The organism is Paenibacillus sp. UNC499MF (assembly GCF_900107975.1).
GTDB lineage: Bacteria > Bacillota > Bacilli > Paenibacillales > NBRC-103111 > Paenibacillus_F.
In genome coordinates this window covers 64,884-82,254 of record NZ_FNVF01000001.1, presented here as the reverse complement: position 1 = coordinate 82,254, position 17,371 = coordinate 64,884, and the positions used below count along the sequence as shown (strand labels likewise).

Here is a 17,371-nt window from a genome sequence, read left to right as displayed (position 1 = left end):
ATGTTTTCGTACAAACCGTCCCGCCGCACTTCCGTAACGGCTATGCTGCTGGCTTCCGCTCTGCTCATGCAGGCCTGCGGCGGCGCTAGCGACACCGCACAAACTTCCGGCAAAGAAGCAACAGGTTCGGCCGCCTCAAAAGAAAACACCGCGGCACCGGCGAAGATCACTTTCTGGCACTCCATGAGCGGCGAGCTCGGGAAAGTGACGGACAAGCTGATCTCGGACTTCAACGCTTCCCAGAAGAACGTTCAGGTTGAAGGCATTTTTCAGGGGACTTACGACGAAAGCCTGAACAAAATGAAAGCGTCCATGGATTCCAAAAGCGGTCCGTCGCTCATTCAAGTTTATGAAATCGGCAGCCGTTACATGATCGATTCGAAAGCCATTACCCCCGTACAAACGTTCATTGACGCCGATAAATACGATCTCTCCCAGCTTGAAGAAAACATTACCCAGTACTACACCATCGGCGGCAAGCTGAATTCCATGCCGTTCAATACGTCCAACCCGATTCTCTACTACAACAAAGATATGTTCAAAGCCGCAGGTCTTGATCCGGAGAAGCCTCCTGTCACGTTCGATGAAATCACCAAAGCGGCGCAGGCTCTATCCAAGGACGGCAAAGCGGGTGCGTCGTTCGCTATTTACGGCTGGTTTATGGAACAGTTCTTCGCCAAGCAGGGAGCGGAATATGTCAATAACGGCAACGGACGCACGGCTCCCGCGACGGAATCTCTTGTAAATAAAGAAGCGGGCCTCAAAGCTTTAACGTGGTGGAAATCCATGGTCGACAACAAAACCGCGCTGAACCTCGGACGCAAAACCGATGACACCAAAAAAGCATTCGCGGCGGGACAAATCGCCATGATGCTCGATTCGACCGCTTCTCTGAAAGGCATCGTCTCCACGGCGGAGGGTAAGTTCCAGGTAGGCACGGCTCCCCTGCCCAAACCGGCGGACGCCAAAGACGGCGGAGTTGTCGTAGGAGGCGCCAGCCTTTATATTATGAACAATAAATCCGAAGCCGAGCAGAAAGGGGCTTGGGAGTTCATTAAATTCCTGACTTCCCCGCAATCCCAGGCTTACTGGCATGTGAACACCGGCTACTTCCCGATCACGAAAAAAGCGTATGACGAGCAAATCGTGAAAGATAACCTCGTCAAATATCCGCAGTTTAAAACGGCCATCGACCAGCTGCATGAAAGCAAGGCGAATACGGCCACTGGGGGCGCTGTAATAGGCGTATTCCCGGAAGCAAGGCAAATCGTCGAGGGTGCCATTGAAGAAGCCCTGAACGGCAAGAAAACGCCTCAGGCCGCTCTGGATGAAGCCGCCAAGTCGATTACGGAAAAGATCGGCAAATACAATCAGACGGTTAAATGATTTAAAACAGATATCGAAACGGACAGAATGACAAGATGAACCCGCCGTTCCGGCAAAAGAGCACAGCCCCTTTGAGGCTGTGCTCTTGTCGTATTCCTACTTTAGCACCGCGCTGTTCAGTCAGCAAACCTGATTGCGCCCGTTATGCTTCGCACGGTACAGCGCTTTATCCGCTTCCTCGATTAAGAGATCGGGTGAGACCTGCGGAAAAGTAGCCGCCCCGATCGAGATCGTCAGGCGGATCGCCTTCCCGTCTGCGAGCAGGAAGGAATTGCGCTCTACTCTGGAGCGGATCTGCTCCGCATAGTGCAAAGCTTCATTACGGCCGCAGTCCGGGAGCAGGACGGCAAATTCTTCCCCGCCGGTCCGGCACACTTCATCCATCCTGCGGGACGAATCTCTCAGGAGTCCCCCGATTTGCTGGAGAACCGCATCCCCTGCAAGATGTCCGTACGTATCGTTTATTTTTTTGAAATAATCGATATCCAGCGTCAGCAGGGACAGTTCCTCCTGTTTACGCTCCGCCGATTGAACGAGCTCGTTAAAGAGCCGGTCAAACGTGCGGTGATTGTTCAGGCCCGTCAAGAAATCGACATGCGACGCTTCTTTCATCAGCAGAAAAAGCTGATGGGCTCTCACGATATAATTGACCATATATCCGATAAAAAATCCGCCCACCGCCAGTGTACCGAGAATAATCGGCATGATAGGCAGGCTCGTCGCGCCAATGGCGGAAAAGATGGAGGCCCCGGTCGTGACCAGCAGGACCGCCATCATTTTCGTCCAGCGGGGCCAGTACCGCTTGTCCGCACTTCTTAGCACAAGGCCTCCGACGAAAGCGATAAGAAGTACATTCGCCGCCCCGATGAAGGCGGATAAGTTGGGACCGCCGAACAAGGCGATTCGTGCCGCGGCAATGAGAACGGCGGCAATAAATCCGGAATAAATGCCTCCGAAATGAAGCGCCAGCAAAACGGCGTACCCTCGAAAATCAACAATGGTGTAGGGGGCGATCGGAATGCTGAAATACATCAACACGATTCCGAATGCACCGGTTGCCAGACCGGTTTTTATCCGGGTCCACGGTCTCGTGAAATCCAAACGTTCATCTTTGTAAATCTGACTAACGGCGAACAGAAAAGCAAGCAGGAGAGCAAAATTGACGATGAGTTCCTTTACGATGTAGAGGCACCTCCATAGAGGGTTGACTCGACTATATAAGCCAGTATACCTATTATTTGTTACCTCTTTAATACTGCGGTCCTAGTTCAAATTCCTGTAAAAAAAGACATGCGTCAGAGAATTTATCTCCGGCGCATGTCTAATTGTGTCTATTTTAAGAAAAAATATCAGAAATTATTTACCCAGCATGTGGATCGGGTGGCCAAGAGCGCCTTCGGCGGCTTCGGCTACGATCTCACCAAGCGTCGGGTGAGCATGAATCGTAAGAGCGATATCTTCGAGCGTAGCGCCCATTTCGATCGCCAGTCCGATTTCGGCAATCAGGTTCGATGCTTCCGGACCTACGATTTGGGAACCGACAACAAGACCGGTATCCTTGTTCGCTACGATTTTAACGAAACCTTCGGTTGCGTTCAGGGAAAGAGCACGGCCGTTAGCGGCATAAGGGAACTTGCCTACGGAAACGTTCATGCCTTTCTCTTTGGCTTCGGTTTCGTTAAGGCCTACCGATGCGATCTCCGGATCGGAGAATACAACGGCCGGGATGGCCTTGTAATCGACAACGCTAGGCTGTCCGGCAATAGCTTCCGCCGCCACTTTACCTTCGTAAGAAGCTTTGTGAGCCAGAGCCAGGCCTGGAACGATATCGCCGATAGCGAAGATGTGCGGAATGCTTGTCCGGCCCTGCTCGTCAACTTCAATCAGACCGCGGTCGGTCAATTTCACGTTGATCAGGTCGAGGCCAAGCTCGCCGTCCGTGTTCGGACGACGTCCGACAGTTACGAGTACGTAGTCGGCCGTAACTTTCTTCTCTTCGCCTTTAACCGTGAACGTTACGGTTACGTCGTTCTCGGTTTGCTCGGAGCTTTGAGCGAGAGCTTCCGTGAACACTTCCACGTTCAGCTTGCCCAGGTTTTTGGCAACCAGACGGGTCATTTCTTTCTCGAAGCCCGGAAGAACCGTATCGGAACCTTCAAGTACCGTTACTTTCGTACCGAATTTCGCAAAGGTTTGACCCAGCTCGATACCGATGTATCCGCCGCCGATTACGACCATGCTTTTCGGAATTTCTTTCAATTCCAAAGCTTCGGTCGAGGAAAGAATACGTCCGCCGAACGGGAACGGCTTCAGCTCGATCGGACGGGAACCTGTCGCGATAATGCAGTGCTTGAAGCGGTAGCGCGGAGCTTCCTGCTCATTGAAAACACGTGCTTCGTTTTCGTTGATGAACATGACTTCGCCCTGGAACATTTGCACTTTGTTGCCTTTGAGCAGGCCTGCAACGCCGCTGGTCAGCTTTTTCACAACGGAAGCTTTCCACTCCTGGGTTTTCGCGTAGTCCAGCTTAACGTTCTCCACGCTTACTCCCATTACTTCGGAATGCTGAGCCGCTTCGTACTGGTGAGCCGCGGAAATAAGAGCCTTGGAAGGGATACAGCCGCGGTTCAGGCAGACGCCGCCCCATTCGGATTTGTCCACGATCAGAACGCTTTTGCCAAGCTGTGCAGCGCGGATGGCAGCCACATAGCCGCCGGGACCCGCACCAATTACCAGAACGTCAATATCTAAAGAAGCATCTCCTACTACCATCGCTTTATACCTCCATCACGAGCAGCTCGGGATCGTTAAGCAGCTGCTTGATATAGTTCATGAAATTTTGAGCTGTTGCGCCGTCAACCAGACGGTGGTCGAAGCTGAGAGACAGGGCCATTACCGGAGCAATGACAATTTCGCCGTTCTTCACGACAGGCTTCTCGGAAATACGGCCAGTGCCGAGAATGGCAACTTCCGGATAGTTGATGACCGGTGTGAAGAACATGCCGCCGGCGGATCCGATGTTGGTGATCGTAATCGTGCTGCCTTTCATTTCGTGCGGAGTCAGCTTGCCGTCGCGGCCGCGTGTGGCCAGATCGCGAATGGAATCCGCAATCATCCAGACATTTTGACGGTCCGCATGGTGAATGACAGGTACGAGAAGTCCGTTGTCCGTATCCGTCGCGATACCCACGTTATAGTATTTCTTGTAGACGATTTCCTGCTTCTCTTCGTCGATCATGGCGTTCATGACCGGGAACTGGCGGGTAGCCGCCACGAGCGCTTTAACGATGAACGGCAGATAAGTAAGCTTAACGCCTTTCTTCTCGGCAAGCGGCTTCGCTTTGGTACGGAGCGCCACGAGCTGTGTCACGTCGACTTCGTCCATAAGCGTTACGTGAGGAGCCGTATGCTTGGATTTAACCATGGCATTGGCGATCACTTTACGGATGCCTTTGAACGGAATGCGCTCTTCTTCCAGCTCGCCTTGTACCGCAGGTGCGGAGGCCGCTTTGGAAGGAGCCGCTTTCTCCTGTGCAGGCTGTCCGGCCTCTGCTGCGGCTGCGCCGCCGCCGGATACAAAGCCTTCGATGTCTTCGCGGGTAATGCGGCCGTTCTTGCCTGTGCCGGAAACTTCCGCGATGTTGATGCCCTTCTCGCGCGCAAATTTACGTACGCTAGGAGTGGCCAGAATATCTTTAGGTGCTGCGGACGGCTTGCCGCCTTCGGATTTCTTCGTTTCTTCCGGAGCCGGAGCGGTCGGAGCGCCTTGGTCTTCCTTCTTCGGAAGCTCAGTCGAAGGTGCGTTGGAAGGAGCCGGTGCAGCCGCTTCCGGTGAAGGAGCCGCGGCGGAAGTTTCCGATTCCGGAATCTCGCCTTCCGCGTCGATGATCATGACCACTTCGCCGACGTGGCATACTTGGCCTTCCTTGATGAGCACTTCCTGAATCTGGCCGTTAACCGGGCAAGGAACTTCCACGACAGCTTTGTCGTTCTGAACTTCCATCAGAATCGTATCGTCATCAACCTTGTCGCCCGCTTTAACATTGACTTTGACAATTTCGCCTTCATGAATGCCTTCGCCAAGTTCCGGGAACTTATATTCAAAACGTGCCAAGAAGAACAACCTCCTATATTGAGTAGTAGATTCGTGGAGCCGCAGGCAGGATTAGAAATCCAGCACTTGGTTCAGCCCGTCGATAATGCGGGCAGGTGTCGGAAGCCACTGATCTTCGATTTGAGCAAACGGATAAACCGTATCCGGAGCGGCAACGCGGAGAACCGGCGCTTCCAGATGCAGAATAGCCTTTTCGTTGATTTGTGCGATAATTTCAGCAGCAGCACCCGACGTTTTCTGTGCTTCCTGCACCACAATGGCACGGTTGGTTTTCTTGATGGATTCGACAATCGTGTCGATGTCCAAAGGCATCAGCGTACGGACGTCGATAACTTCCACTTTCACGCCGCGGGTTTTCTCGATCTCTTCCGCAGCTTTCAGGGAAGTGTGAACCATGGCGCCGTAAGTGATGATCGTAGCGTCGGAGCCTTCGCGAACGACGTTCGCTTTGCCCAGCTCTACCGTGTATTCGCCTTCCGGAACTTCCTGACGGAAAGAACGGTACAAGTTCAGGTGTTCCATGAAGAATACCGGATCGTTGTCGCGGATCGCCGCGATCATAAGACCTTTCGCATCGTACGGGTTAGAAGGAATTACTACTTTAATACCCGGTGTCTGGATCATCAAACCTTCCAGGGAATCCGTGTGAAGCTCGGCTGCCTTAACGCCGCCGCCGAAAGGCGTACGGAATACGATTGGAGCCTGGTAGCTGCCGCCGGAACGGTAGCGCATACGGGCTGCCTGTACGGCCATCTGGTCCAGTGCTTCATAAATGAAGCCCACGAACTGGATTTCCGCGATCGGACGGAAGCCCTGAGTCGCCATACCTACCGCCAGACCGCCGATAGCGGATTCGGCCAGTGGAGTATCGAATACCCGGTCCTCGCCGAATTCTTTCTGGAGTCCTTCCGTTGCACGGAATACGCCGCCCACATGGCCTACGTCTTCACCGAACAACACAACGTTCTTATCTCTTGCAAGCTCTACGCGCATAGCGTCTTGAATCGCCTGAATCATCGTCATTTGTGCCATGACATCTACTGCCTCCCATATCGTTCTTCTATCTGTCAGAGAACACGGCCTTAGACCGGATTATTTAGTGTAAAAAAGGCTGGCGGCCGTCTAAAGAGGCCGCTGACCGTTGCTGGTTTCTTCAAGCAGTTCCTCTTAGGAGAACTGCGCTTTTTGTTCTTCGAGGTGCTTCGGAGTCGTTTCGAACATGGAATCGATCAGGCCGGCTACCGTCATTTTCTCGGTTTGCTCGGCTTTTTTGATCTGCTCCGCAACAGTCGCTTTCGCTTCTTCTTTCACTTTCGCTTCTTCTTCCTCGCTCCAGAGGCCCTTCTGCGTCAGATAAGCACGGAAGCGCACGATCGGATCCTTAGGCGCCCATTCGCCTTCTTCGTCCTTCGTACGGTATTTCGTCGTGTCGTCCGCCATGGAGTGCGGTTTGAAACGGTAAGTAAGGGATTCGATCAGCGTAGGGCCTCCGCCGTTGCGGGCGATTTCAGCCGCTTCGGATACGGCCGCGTAAACAGCCAGAACGTCCATACCGTCAACCTGTACGCCGCGGATACCCGCCGCCAGCGCCTTGTGGGCGATGGATTGCGCTGCGGTCTGCTTGGAGAACGGAGTCGTAATCGCGTAACCGTTGTTCTGTACCATGTAAATAACCGGAAGCTTGAACGCTCCGCCGAAGTTAAGACCTTCGTAGAAATCGCCCTCGGAGCTACCGCCGTCGCCGGTGTAAGTAATGGCAACGCGCTTCTCGCCTTTCTTCTTGAACGCCATACCGATACCGGTAGCGTGCAGGATTTGAGCGCCGATGATGATTTGCGGCATCAGGACGTTCACATCCTCAGGCACCTGGCCGCCGTGCTGATGACCGCGGGAGTACAGGAACGCCTGGTACATCGGCAGACCGTGCCATACGATTTGCGGCATATCACGGTAGCCCGGGCAAACGAAGTCTTCTTTGTTCAGGGCGAATTCGCTGCCGATCATGGAAGCTTCTTGTCCGGAAACCGGCGCATAGAAGCCGAGGCGGCCTTGACGTCCCAGATTGATCGCGCGTTCGTCCCAAACGCGGGTGAACACCATACGGCGCATAAGTTCTTTTAATTGGTCGTCACTAAGTTTCGGCATTTTCTCTTCGTTTATCACGGTTCCGTCGGGCCCGATAATGGTCAAGGGCTGTACTTGCTCGGAACTTACTTCATACTGCGGCTTGCTCATGTGATTGTCACCTCATCTATGATTTTCATGCCAGGAAAAAGACTTTCTGTTATACTAATTATTATAAACCTGTTTCGTATGGAATATCAACAGGTAACTTGGTACATTAACGCCCTTATATCGATTCGGGATAGTACAGATGTTTTATATATATAATACAGATCAACAAAACCTTTACACTATTATAATACAACCTCCTTTAGAGGAGTAAAGAAAGGATACCCGTTATGACCGATTCCAGACTTTATAAAAGAACCATTGTAAAAGAGGAAATCAGCTCCAAGCACCTTAATTCGACAAGATCCCTGCGTATTTTCCTGCCCCCCGGTTATAACGAAGTCCTATCGTATCCGGTCATTTACTGTCAGGACGGAGAAGAATTTTTCAACTTCGGCCGGATAGCGACCACCATGACCGCAGGCATTCTCGATCACGGCTGGGAGCCGGCCATCATCGTCGGCGTCGATGTAAACGTCAAAATCCGGACATCGGAATATTCTCCGGACGGTGAAAAGCATGAAGCCTATATCCGTTTTTTCGCGGAAGAAATGCTTCCCTTCGTCGAGTCCAAGTATGCCGTGCGCACGGACAAAAGCGAGCGCGTACTGGCCGGCGATTCCCTCGGAGGCACGGTTTCCCTGCATCTTGCCCTAACTTATCCTCACCTCTTTACGAGAGTTATATCCCTTTCCGGCGCTTTTTTGGAACCGACGCGCAGCCGTCTTCAGTCCGAGGGCGATCTGTCCTGGCTGGAGCTGTACATGCTGATCGGGTTGGACGAGGAAGAGGTCAAGACTGAGCGCGGCACCTTTGACTTCGTGGAGGCAAACCGGCTCTCGAAAGCTCTCCTTGAGCAAAAAAACGTCCGGCTCTTCTACGAAGAGAAACCGGGCAAGCACGTGTGGGGCTTCTGGCAAAAAGAGCTTCCAGAGATTTTGGAAAAGTTTTTCGGCTGATCAGCGGGCCATATATCAAAAAACCTCCATTCCACGGATTGCATGGAATGGAGGTTTTTTTGCTTGCGGAGAAAGCGGCACGGTCTATGTGTACGGCTTCGAAAGTGGAAGCGAACAGCTGCCCCAGCAGCTGGCTCCGCATCAGCTGAAGCTGTATATGCGGGAAGAGTACAAGGCGCCAGGCCGCGCATCGCTTTGGCCTTACCGCGCTCCCCCGCTGCCGCGAGGCTGACGCGTCCCGCGGTGCAGCGCAGAGCCATGCGCCTGCGTCAAAGCGGCACGGCCCGCGGGGAACGCGGCAAGCGCCGGAGCGACGTGCCCGCTGCACCACTGCGCGCTCAAGGCCGCCCCCGCCTGCCGCGTGAAGCCGGGCTCCGGCGCGAAGCCGCATCCGCCGGGCCGTTCAGCGCAGCCGCTAGTCCGCGGCTTTGAAGCCGTAGCGCTCCCGCATCGTGCGCATCATCGCCGCGATGTCCTCGTCCGCAGCGAATTCACGGTAATCCGCTGCCCGCACCTGCGACTGTCGGGAGAGCCACTCTCCCGTCAGTCGGCAAAACGCGGGCGACGTGAGCCCGGCGCCCGCATACTCGGCGAGGCTCGTCATGCGCCCGGGCTCCACGTCCGGGTAGCTGTCCGGCGCCGCGCCCTGACCCGCCTCGTCGTAAAACGAGCGCGCCACGGCGGCTTTCTCCGCCCCGGTGCCCTCGACGACGACGAAAGCCTGCACGGACAGCGCGCGTGCCTGCCTGCGCTGGGCGATGCCGCAGAACTTGCGGCCGCCTACGCTCAGATCGAAATCGCCGGGACAGTAGGAACCGGCGATTTCTCCTTTGGCAACGCCAGTGTTCCAGTCAGCCAGGACACCGCCCAGAAAACGGTACATCGTTTCGAAATCGTCATGAAAATCTATTTTCCCCACCGGCTTGGGTGTAATCAGAGTTACATTCACTACTCCCGGATCCAGCGGCACGGCGGCTCCCCCGGAATTGCGCACAATTACCGCTCTTCCTTCCCGGCCTATTCTGGCCGCCGCTTGAGGGGCTAGGGGCAGCCGGCTGTCCCTGAGACCGAGCACAAGCCCTTTAGGATGTCTCCACAAATGAACGATGGGGTCCGCTCCTTCTCCCACTTTGCGGATGAGCAGTTCTTCGAGGGCAAACGGAAACAGTAAATCCGCATCCAGATCCCCGGAGCGGTCAATGAGCGTAATCTTTTCGGGTAATAACGGCAATGAGTCCATTCGGCAATCTCCTTCTGTCTATCGGTCCATCCTCTGCTGCGGTTCGGCACGGCTTATAGCCGTGTTTATTTGTTTATTGTAGGGGAAACCGTGCTCATGCCGCAAGGACAGGTTCATTTTCTCCCATCAGGATGTGAGGTCTGGCATTTTACAAGTAGGAAATTTGTATAAGTCTATCGAAGTAATACATAGCTCAACAATTGTGGAAAAAACTGCCTAGGTATACTGTCCTAACCTCAACCAAGATATGGGACGGATTTCCTATAAACTTCTAAAGATAGTAGGCGAACCGTATGTCGATCAGTTTCCATGAGGTATTGTTTAACGTCCTGATATCGTGTTCACCTGTCATCGTGTCCCCTTTCTTCGATGAAAGCAATCCGTTAGGCAAAAAATCGTATAAACCTGTGATGACGCTCGTCAGCATTCTGGCCGCTCTTGCGTGCGCCACTTATCCCTACAGCTCCGGCAGCGGCATCAAGCAGAGCTTGTTCATGATTCCCCTCGCCGGCAGCTTTCTGTACGGGGGACTTCTACCGGCATTGGCCGTTACGGCCAGTCTCCTGCTTCTCCACGGGTTCGTTTTTCCCGCCTCTCTTCCGACGGACGCTGTCTTTTTGCTGATTTGCGCCTGTTTCGGCGGGCTGTACCTCAAATTGTGCAAAAAAACCGGATGGTTATCCGCCTTTTTATGTCCCGTCCTGCTGTCCGGCGGCCTGGGCTTTACGTTTATGGCTTTTCAAATTTACTTCCATCGCAAGCACCAGTTAGCTCTTCCTTCCGATTTTTATTCCTTTCACGCATTTTCTATTTTATTGCACTGCATTTCTATGGCCATCGTCATTTATTTGTCCGGTTTTATCCGGGAGAGCCGGCTCAACCGGCTGGAATCGCAGCGGGCGGAAAAGCTTAACGTCGTCAGCGAGCTGGCCGCTTCCGTGGCGCACGAAATCCGCAATCCGATGACGGTCGCCAGAGGCTTTCTGCAAATTTTATCACAGACCGAAGTGAGCGAAGAAAAGAAAAAAATTTATACCTCTATGGCTATCGAAGAAATGGACCGCGTCCAGCAGATCATTACCAGCTATCTCGCCTTTGCCAAACCCCAGGCCGAAATAACCGAGCCTTTGTCCGTAAGCGGCGTTATAGTCGGTCTGGTCCAGCGCATTCAAGGCTATGCCGGCAGCAGCAGGGTCCAGCTTGAAACGCACGCCCCCCCATCCTTATGGGTCACGGCAAACGCGGAAAAATTAATCCAGTGCCTTGTGAACCTGTCGCGGAACGGAATCGAAGCGATGCCGGATGGAGGACGGCTAAGAATAGAAGCTTATCCGGAGACCAAAAGCGTCTGCATTTCCATTGAAGATACCGGAATCGGGATGAGCGCGGAAGAAATCGCCCGGCTAGGCTCTCCTTTTTATTCCACGAAACAAAAGGGGACGGGGCTCAGCGTCATGGTGGCATTCCGTATCATCGAAACGTTCGGCGGCAAAGTCCAGGTGACGAGCGTTCCCGGCCGGGGAACCCGGGTGCTGCTCACGCTCCCTCAGGCGGCGGCCCCTTCTCAGTTCGCTTCCGCACAGGATCAATTGGGCTGATCCGCCAGCATATCCATGATCTCGCGCGCCAGCGGAACCGCTTGTGAAGGCGCTTCCGGCGCAGCCCCGCGTATGACGATCGCCACGGCATACCGTGGAGCCTCGACGGGACCGTAGCCGATAAACCACTGGTTCACGGTTTCGCGCGGGCCGGATCGCACCTGTGCCGTGCCCGTCTTTCCGGCCAGCGGCCATTTCGCCGCTTCCAGCTGCCTGGCCGTTCCGCTTCGTACAACGAGCCTCATCTCCCGGAGGAGTTCGTTCCGGGTCGAAGGAGAGAGAAATTGTCTCGCGCCGGGGAGAAACTTGGGGGCAAACGAGTCGAGCGTCAGTCCGTCCCTGAACCGGATTTCTTTAACAAGGCGCGGGGCACGCGCTTTTCCCCCGTGCAGAAGGGTTACGACCAGATTCGCGGCCTGCAGGGGCGTCACTTGGACGTCCCTCTGTCCGATAGCGGTCTGCAGCCGCACCCCTTCATCGTTTCTCGGCGTTTGCGCCCCGAAAATGCGACCGCCTTCCTCCCCGTCAATTTGAGCGAGCGCGTCTCCTCCCGTGAGGCTCCCTGTCCATCCCACGGGATTGAGAAGTCCCAGATTCCGCGCATAGGTTTCCAGCTCATCCGAATCCAGACGCCCCATGACTTCGCCGAAAACAATATTGCACGACCCAGCAAATCCTTCTTCGAACGTAAGCTTCCCATGCCCCTCCTTCTTCCAGCAGGTAAACCCGTATTTGCCCCAGGCCCCGTGACAGTCAAAAGTCTCATCCGGTTTGACAACACCTTTCTCAAGAGCGGCTGCGGCAACAACCGTTTTGAAAATCGAACCCGGCGCGGCGGCCTTGACGCCGAGATTGGCCCAGTCTCCATCGACCGTGTTGATTTCCCCCGGGTGAAAAGACGGCTTGGACGCCATCGCCACGATATCCGCATTAGCGGCGTCCAGAACGACGACCGCCCCTTTGGCTATTCCCAGTCGCGTCATCCGTTCCTCGATGCTCCGCTGAATATCCGAATCCAGTGTAGTCACCAGCCGCAAGGGATAGCGGGACTGATCCGGAGAAATCAGTCTGGCGCTCAGAGCGTCAAGCGGCCGTTTTCCCGCATCCGCAAATACGGATAATGAACGCTCTCCGATGCCCCGAAGCCGGGATTCGAACGTTTTCTCCAGTCCGGATGCCCCGATCTCGCTCGTAAGCGTCAAATGTCCCGCCGCAAGCTCACGGGCGTACATGCCTGAAATCCGTTCGGGGTTCTGGCCGATATAGCCGATCACCTGGGCAGCGGCGGGATGATCCGTATAACGGATTTTATAATCCGTCACCTGTACGTACGAAAGCCCGCTTCCCTCCAGCAGAGCGATCTGGGCAGGCGTTAATTCCAATGGTTCTTTAGCCGGCTCGCCGGTTTTGGAGGATGCCGGTTTGCCGCCGTTCTTTCCGCCGTTTTCGGGAGGCGTCAGGCTTCCCGTCCATAAAAACGGCTCTTTTACCCGTCCGATAAAGGATTTCCAGTCGTCCTCCTCCACTCCGAAAGCTTCCCTGATTTTCCGAAGCTGCTCTGCCGAGCCCGTATAATCGGGATGGACAGGAAATATAATGGCGGTCCGTATTGTTTTGCCGGTCAGAGGCTTCAGATTCCGGTCGTAAATGTCTCCTCTTCCCGTATCCAGCACAATGCTTTTCTGACGCTGCAAAACGGAATTTTTGACCAGGTCTACATCGTTAGATGAAAAGCTGTAGGGCCTCAGCACCTGGATCCAGAATAAGCGGGCGGCCAGAAGCGCCAAAACGCCGGTTAACCCCAGCAGCAGCAGAAGCTTGCGGCGCGGGTCCGTTTTGCTGCCATTATAGCGGTTGATCCTGCTGAGGGTACTGCTCGTGTTGCTGCCGTTGCTATCGTAGCTATCGTTGCCATTGCTATCGTTGCCGTTGTTATCGTGGCTATCGCTCCTGTTGCCGCCGCCGTTGGTACTGTTGCTGCCACTATCCCCAAGCAAGGCCCCCGTTCCGGCATGTGTTTTTTCTTTACCGGCAGTACCGGGTATTTTATTGCTCATACATTCACCGCTCCCGTGTCCCCCTGCTTTTGTTTCCAGTATAGACAAGGGGGGATTCGTCCAAACCTTCCGCTGCCGAGCCAAAAAAAGAAAACGCCCCTTCCGGGTTTCCGGAAAAGGGACGTTTCAGGGCTCATAATGTAAATTTGGACAAGGTGTCTTTCAGTGAGTTCGAGAGGTTCTCCAGTTTGTCGGAAAGCTTGACCAGATTTTGACTGATACTGAGCTGCTCGGAGCTGAGGGAAGCAACTTCTTCCGAAGTCGCCAAGGACTGCTCCGCCACTGCACTCACATTCGTCATCGCATCGGACAGCACGGCCTGCGACTGGTCCAGCTCGCTTATCGATTCCGTCACCGCGTTCAACCGTTCGATAAATTGACTCATATGGTTCTGTACCTCGGCAAAAATTCCGTCTGCTTCTTTCACGGCACCGATTTGCTGATTGAAGAGCGGGTAAGCCTGATGAAGCACATGGACGGTTTCATCAATTTCACGCTGAATCGTTTCCGTGATCTGAGCCACAACGTCGATGGACTGCTTGGACTGATCCGCCAGTTTACGGATTTCGTCCGCCACCACCATAAATCCTCTGCCGGCCGTACCGGCTCTTGCCGCCTCAATCGTCGCGTTAAGAGAAAGGATATTCGTCTGCTTCGTCAGATTGTGCAGCATCTCCAAAATTTTGCGGATGGACCGGGTGCTTTCTTTCAGATTGTCGACCTTCTCCACCATGGAGCGGGTCATCACTTCCGTCTGGCCGGTTTTGTCCCTGAGCTCTTCCATGTATTTCGTGCCCTGTTCGCCCGAGCTCCGGACGCCCGAGGCTGCCGTTCCCATCTCCAGGTTAGCGGACATTACCTGCTTCATTTTCTCGCCGATATGATGCGTCAGCTCGTTCCCGCGTTCGGATTCGGAGGCGAGCCCTGCGGCTCCTCCCGAAATCTCGTCGGTTGCCACGGCGATTTCCTTCGCGGACGTCGCGGTAATCTTGGAGGCATTCGCCACTTCGGATGCCGTGTTCAGCACTTCCTGGGCGGATTCGTTCGTCTGGCGGACCAGCGTCGTAATCTGCTCCATCATCCTATCGAAATTTTCGCCGAGCATGCCGATCTCGTCCTGACTCTTCAGATTCGCCCGGACCTTCAGATTTCCCTGGGCGCCCTGCTTCATAAGCCCGGCCAGTCCGGCCAATGGCCTTCCGATCATTCGCGCCACGAAAATGCCGATCAAAGCGGCGATAACGGCCGCCGCAAGAGCAATCACGAGCGTCAGGTTAAAGATGACGTTCGCATCTTTAACCAGTTCTCCGACGGGCATGCTGCCTACGAGGAACCAGCCTGTGCCTGCGAACTTCGAGTAGACGTTCTGCGTCTGCTTGTCCGCTGAGAGAAAGTCGCCGGAAGCCGTCTTCTGCTGCTCCTCGCTGATCGTAACCGGGGAAGGCTTGGCGAGAAGCTCCTGGTCTTTCGCATAGATCAGCTTGTTGGACGCATCCGAAATATACATCGTGCTGTTATCGCCGAGCTGGATAAGTCCAAGCTCTTTTTCCAGAATCGACGTAGGAATTTCCATCAGAAGCATCGCGATCGGCGTGGAAGTGCTGGTCGAGTTCAGGTAGCGGCCCATTGCGACTGCCGGTTCTCCGCTAAAATAACCTTTCGGTTTCGTGTCCAGCCACAGCGGCTGTCCGCTGGTTTTGGCGATTGCCTGGAACCAGTCCGTTTTTGTAATTTCTTCCGTTGAAGCATTCAAGGAAGCTCCGTTGGAATTGATCATCTGACCGTCTGTCTTGAGCAGCGTCAAGCTTTTGATCGATTTGTTGGAAAATAAATAGGAGTTTACTTTTTCCGTAATTTTACGGGTAACTTCGAGCTGTTCGTAAGTACCCTCTTTCACCTCGTTGCGGATATCCAGCAGGCGCTGCAAATCGGCATCAAGCATCATCTGCATCGTTAAATCTTCAAATCCGCCGAAAAGAAGATCAAGCTTCTGGCTCGCCTGGATCATAGTCTGCTTCGAGGCTTCGCTTACTTTGTCGCGCACGACGCTCTTCGAAAGCTGGTACGAGGTAATTCCCACAGTTAGAACAAAAAATAAAATACTGACGATAAAAATAAGAAACAATTTCATGCCTACGGATTTCGCCGGGTTGGTCAACCCCATAGAGGAAGAAAGAAAGCCTCCCCCCGGTCGTCCCGGCTCCGGAGCGCCCCCTGAAGGAGCTTGTTTCTTTTGAAAACGCTCTCTTAACTGGGCTGCTGTCTGTGTGAGTTTTTTGTTCATGCGCACCACCATCCACTTTTTTAGGAAGAAAGTCTTATGCAAAAACTTATTATCCCCAGTATTTTCTACTTTTGTTTTAATGTTCGACGACGATTTGTGTTTTTCCTCTTTGATTTGTGCCCTTTTTCCTATAAAAAACATCTTTTTTTGATTACACAGACCTAGAAATAAAAAAAAATACCGCCCGGCCTAAGCCAGTCGGTATTAATATCCATTAACGGGTACGTTTGCGCATAATATCCAGAGGTTTTACCGGCAGCTCGGTTACAATGCGGATGAGCTGAAGCGGATGGCGCGCGGCATCGAGTTCCGCACCTTCTTCGTCGCGGATGATGTCCACCCGCTGCTTGAAGTGCGTGCCTCCGGGACCGAAAAACTCCACGTCCGTACCCGGCTTGAAGTAATTGCGCTGCTGAATGACGGCCGTCCGAGTCTTCTCGTCATATTCCATGACTACACCGACGAAATCGTAGCTTGCCGCCTTATCCTCGGGTCCGAAAATATGATCTTCGGGGCCGGGCGCTTCGTAGAAAAATCCGGTATTCAGCGGACGGTTAGCCGCTTTGTTGATTTCGTCGCGCCAGAGCGGCTTAACCTCGTAGGCCGCCGGATTTTCAAAATAGCTGTCGATGGCCTGGCGGTAGGCATTTACAACCGTGGCCACGTAATGGATGCTTTTCATTCTGCCCTCGATTTTGAAGCTGTCCACACCTGACTCGATCATATCGGGAATATGCTCGATCATGCACAAGTCCTTGGCGCTCATCATAAACGCATCTTCCTCTTCACCGTAAAGGGGAAAATCGGGTGCGAGCGGATCGGACAGCGGAGCCCCCTTGGCGTACAGGTCGTACTTCCAGCGGCAGGACTGGCAGCACCCTCCGCGGTTGGAATCGCGGTCTGTAAAATGATTGGAAAGGACGCAGCGTCCGGAATAAGAGCTGCACATAGCCCCGTGTATAAACGCCTCGATTTCGATATCGACATGGTGTTTGATCTCGTCAATATCGCTCATGCTCACTTCGCGGGCGAGAACCACCCGCTCGATCCCTTCTTCTTTCCAGAACTGCACGGTCTGCCAGTTCATCACCGACTGCTGGGTGCTCAAATGCACCTCAAGCTTGGGAGCGACACGTCTGGCGGTATCCATAATAATCGGATCGGCGGCGATGATAGCCGAGATGCCGGCTTCCTGAAGCTCTCTCAAATAATCTTCGATTCCCTCGATGTCTTCATTGTGGGCATAAATATTCGTCGCCACGAAAACTTTGGCGCCGTATCGTTTAGCGAACTCGACGCCTTCCCGCATTTCCTCGAAGGTAAAATTGTCGGCGTTGGAGCGCAGGCCGTACTTTTGGCCGCCGATATACACGGCATCCGCTCCGTAATGGACGGCAAACTTCAGCTTCTCCAGACTGCCCGCCGGGGCAAGAAGCTCCGGCTTGTCCAGACGAACGCGTCTGCCGCGTGCACGCTCGTTAACAGTTGCGGCAATACTCAT

Annotated in this window: 12 protein-coding genes; 3 read left to right on the top strand and 9 right to left on the bottom strand. The window is 53.9% G+C overall.

Translation table 11 applies throughout. The features are described from left to right. Positions 1-1,386, top strand: coding sequence for an ABC transporter substrate-binding protein (locus C4S74_RS00345; protein ID WP_103993396.1), 1,386 nt, complete (start codon positions 1-3; stop codon positions 1,384-1,386). Positions 1,387-1,506: 120 nt separating this feature from the next. On the opposite strand, the gene C4S74_RS00340 is transcribed toward C4S74_RS00345, so the two are convergent. From C4S74_RS00340 to pdhA, 5 genes are all read right to left on the bottom strand, one after another. Beyond that, positions 1,507-2,487 carry a diguanylate cyclase gene (locus C4S74_RS00340; protein WP_103993395.1) on the bottom strand — a complete coding sequence of 327 codons (981 nt, stop codon included), beginning with the start codon at positions 2,485-2,487 and terminating at the stop codon, positions 1,507-1,509. Positions 2,488-2,742: 255 nt separating this feature from the next. Further along, positions 2,743-4,158 carry a dihydrolipoyl dehydrogenase gene (gene lpdA / locus C4S74_RS00335; protein WP_103993394.1) on the bottom strand — a complete coding sequence of 472 codons (1,416 nt, stop codon included), beginning with the start codon at positions 4,156-4,158 and terminating at the stop codon, positions 2,743-2,745. A 4-nt stretch (positions 4,159-4,162) separates the two neighbouring features. After that, positions 4,163-5,500: a dihydrolipoamide acetyltransferase family protein gene (locus C4S74_RS00330; protein WP_103993393.1), complete on the bottom strand. Its 1,338-nt coding sequence runs from the start codon at positions 5,498-5,500 to the stop codon at positions 4,163-4,165. Positions 5,501-5,551: 51 nt separating this feature from the next. Next, positions 5,552-6,532 carry an alpha-ketoacid dehydrogenase subunit beta gene (locus C4S74_RS00325; RefSeq protein WP_009673352.1) on the bottom strand — a complete coding sequence of 327 codons (981 nt, stop codon included), beginning with the start codon at positions 6,530-6,532 and terminating at the stop codon, positions 5,552-5,554. Between the two features lie 135 nt (positions 6,533-6,667). Then, positions 6,668-7,735 carry a pyruvate dehydrogenase (acetyl-transferring) E1 component subunit alpha gene (gene pdhA / locus C4S74_RS00320; protein ID WP_103993392.1) on the bottom strand — a complete coding sequence of 356 codons (1,068 nt, stop codon included), beginning with the start codon at positions 7,733-7,735 and terminating at the stop codon, positions 6,668-6,670. A gap of 227 nt (positions 7,736-7,962) precedes the next feature. On the opposite strand from pdhA, the gene C4S74_RS00315 reads away from it, so the two are divergent. Beyond that, on the top strand, positions 7,963-8,691 hold the full coding sequence (locus C4S74_RS00315; RefSeq protein ID WP_181024273.1) for an esterase family protein: 729 nt from the start codon (positions 7,963-7,965) through the stop codon (positions 8,689-8,691). 415 nt (positions 8,692-9,106) lie between these two features. Here the strand turns inward: C4S74_RS00315 and C4S74_RS00305 are convergent, their stop codons facing one another. Continuing rightward, entirely contained in the window at positions 9,107-9,931 is an 825-nt protein-coding gene (locus C4S74_RS00305; RefSeq protein WP_103993389.1) for a lipoate--protein ligase family protein, read from the bottom strand. Positions 9,932-10,224: 293 nt separating this feature from the next. Here C4S74_RS00305 and C4S74_RS00300 point away from each other — a divergent pair, with 293 nt between their 5' ends. Beyond that, positions 10,225-11,529, top strand: coding sequence for an ATP-binding protein (locus C4S74_RS00300; protein WP_103993388.1), 1,305 nt, complete (start codon positions 10,225-10,227; stop codon positions 11,527-11,529). Here C4S74_RS00300 and C4S74_RS00295 read toward each other — a convergent pair. The 3 genes from C4S74_RS00295 to C4S74_RS00285 all read right to left on the bottom strand — a co-directional run bounded on the left by C4S74_RS00295 (position 11,517) and on the right by C4S74_RS00285 (position 17,371). Then, entirely contained in the window at positions 11,517-13,586 is a 2,070-nt protein-coding gene (locus tag C4S74_RS00295; protein WP_103993387.1) for a penicillin-binding protein 2, read from the bottom strand. The two genes, C4S74_RS00300 and C4S74_RS00295, sit on opposite strands and share 13 nt — an antisense overlap. 133 nt (positions 13,587-13,719) lie before the next feature. Next, positions 13,720-15,870 (bottom strand): methyl-accepting chemotaxis protein, encoded by a 2,151-nt coding sequence (locus C4S74_RS00290; protein WP_103993386.1) that lies wholly within the window; start codon positions 15,868-15,870, stop codon positions 13,720-13,722. A 214-nt stretch (positions 15,871-16,084) separates the two neighbouring features. After that, positions 16,085-17,371 carry a U32 family peptidase gene (locus C4S74_RS00285; protein ID WP_103993385.1) on the bottom strand — a complete coding sequence of 429 codons (1,287 nt, stop codon included), beginning with the start codon at positions 17,369-17,371 and terminating at the stop codon, positions 16,085-16,087.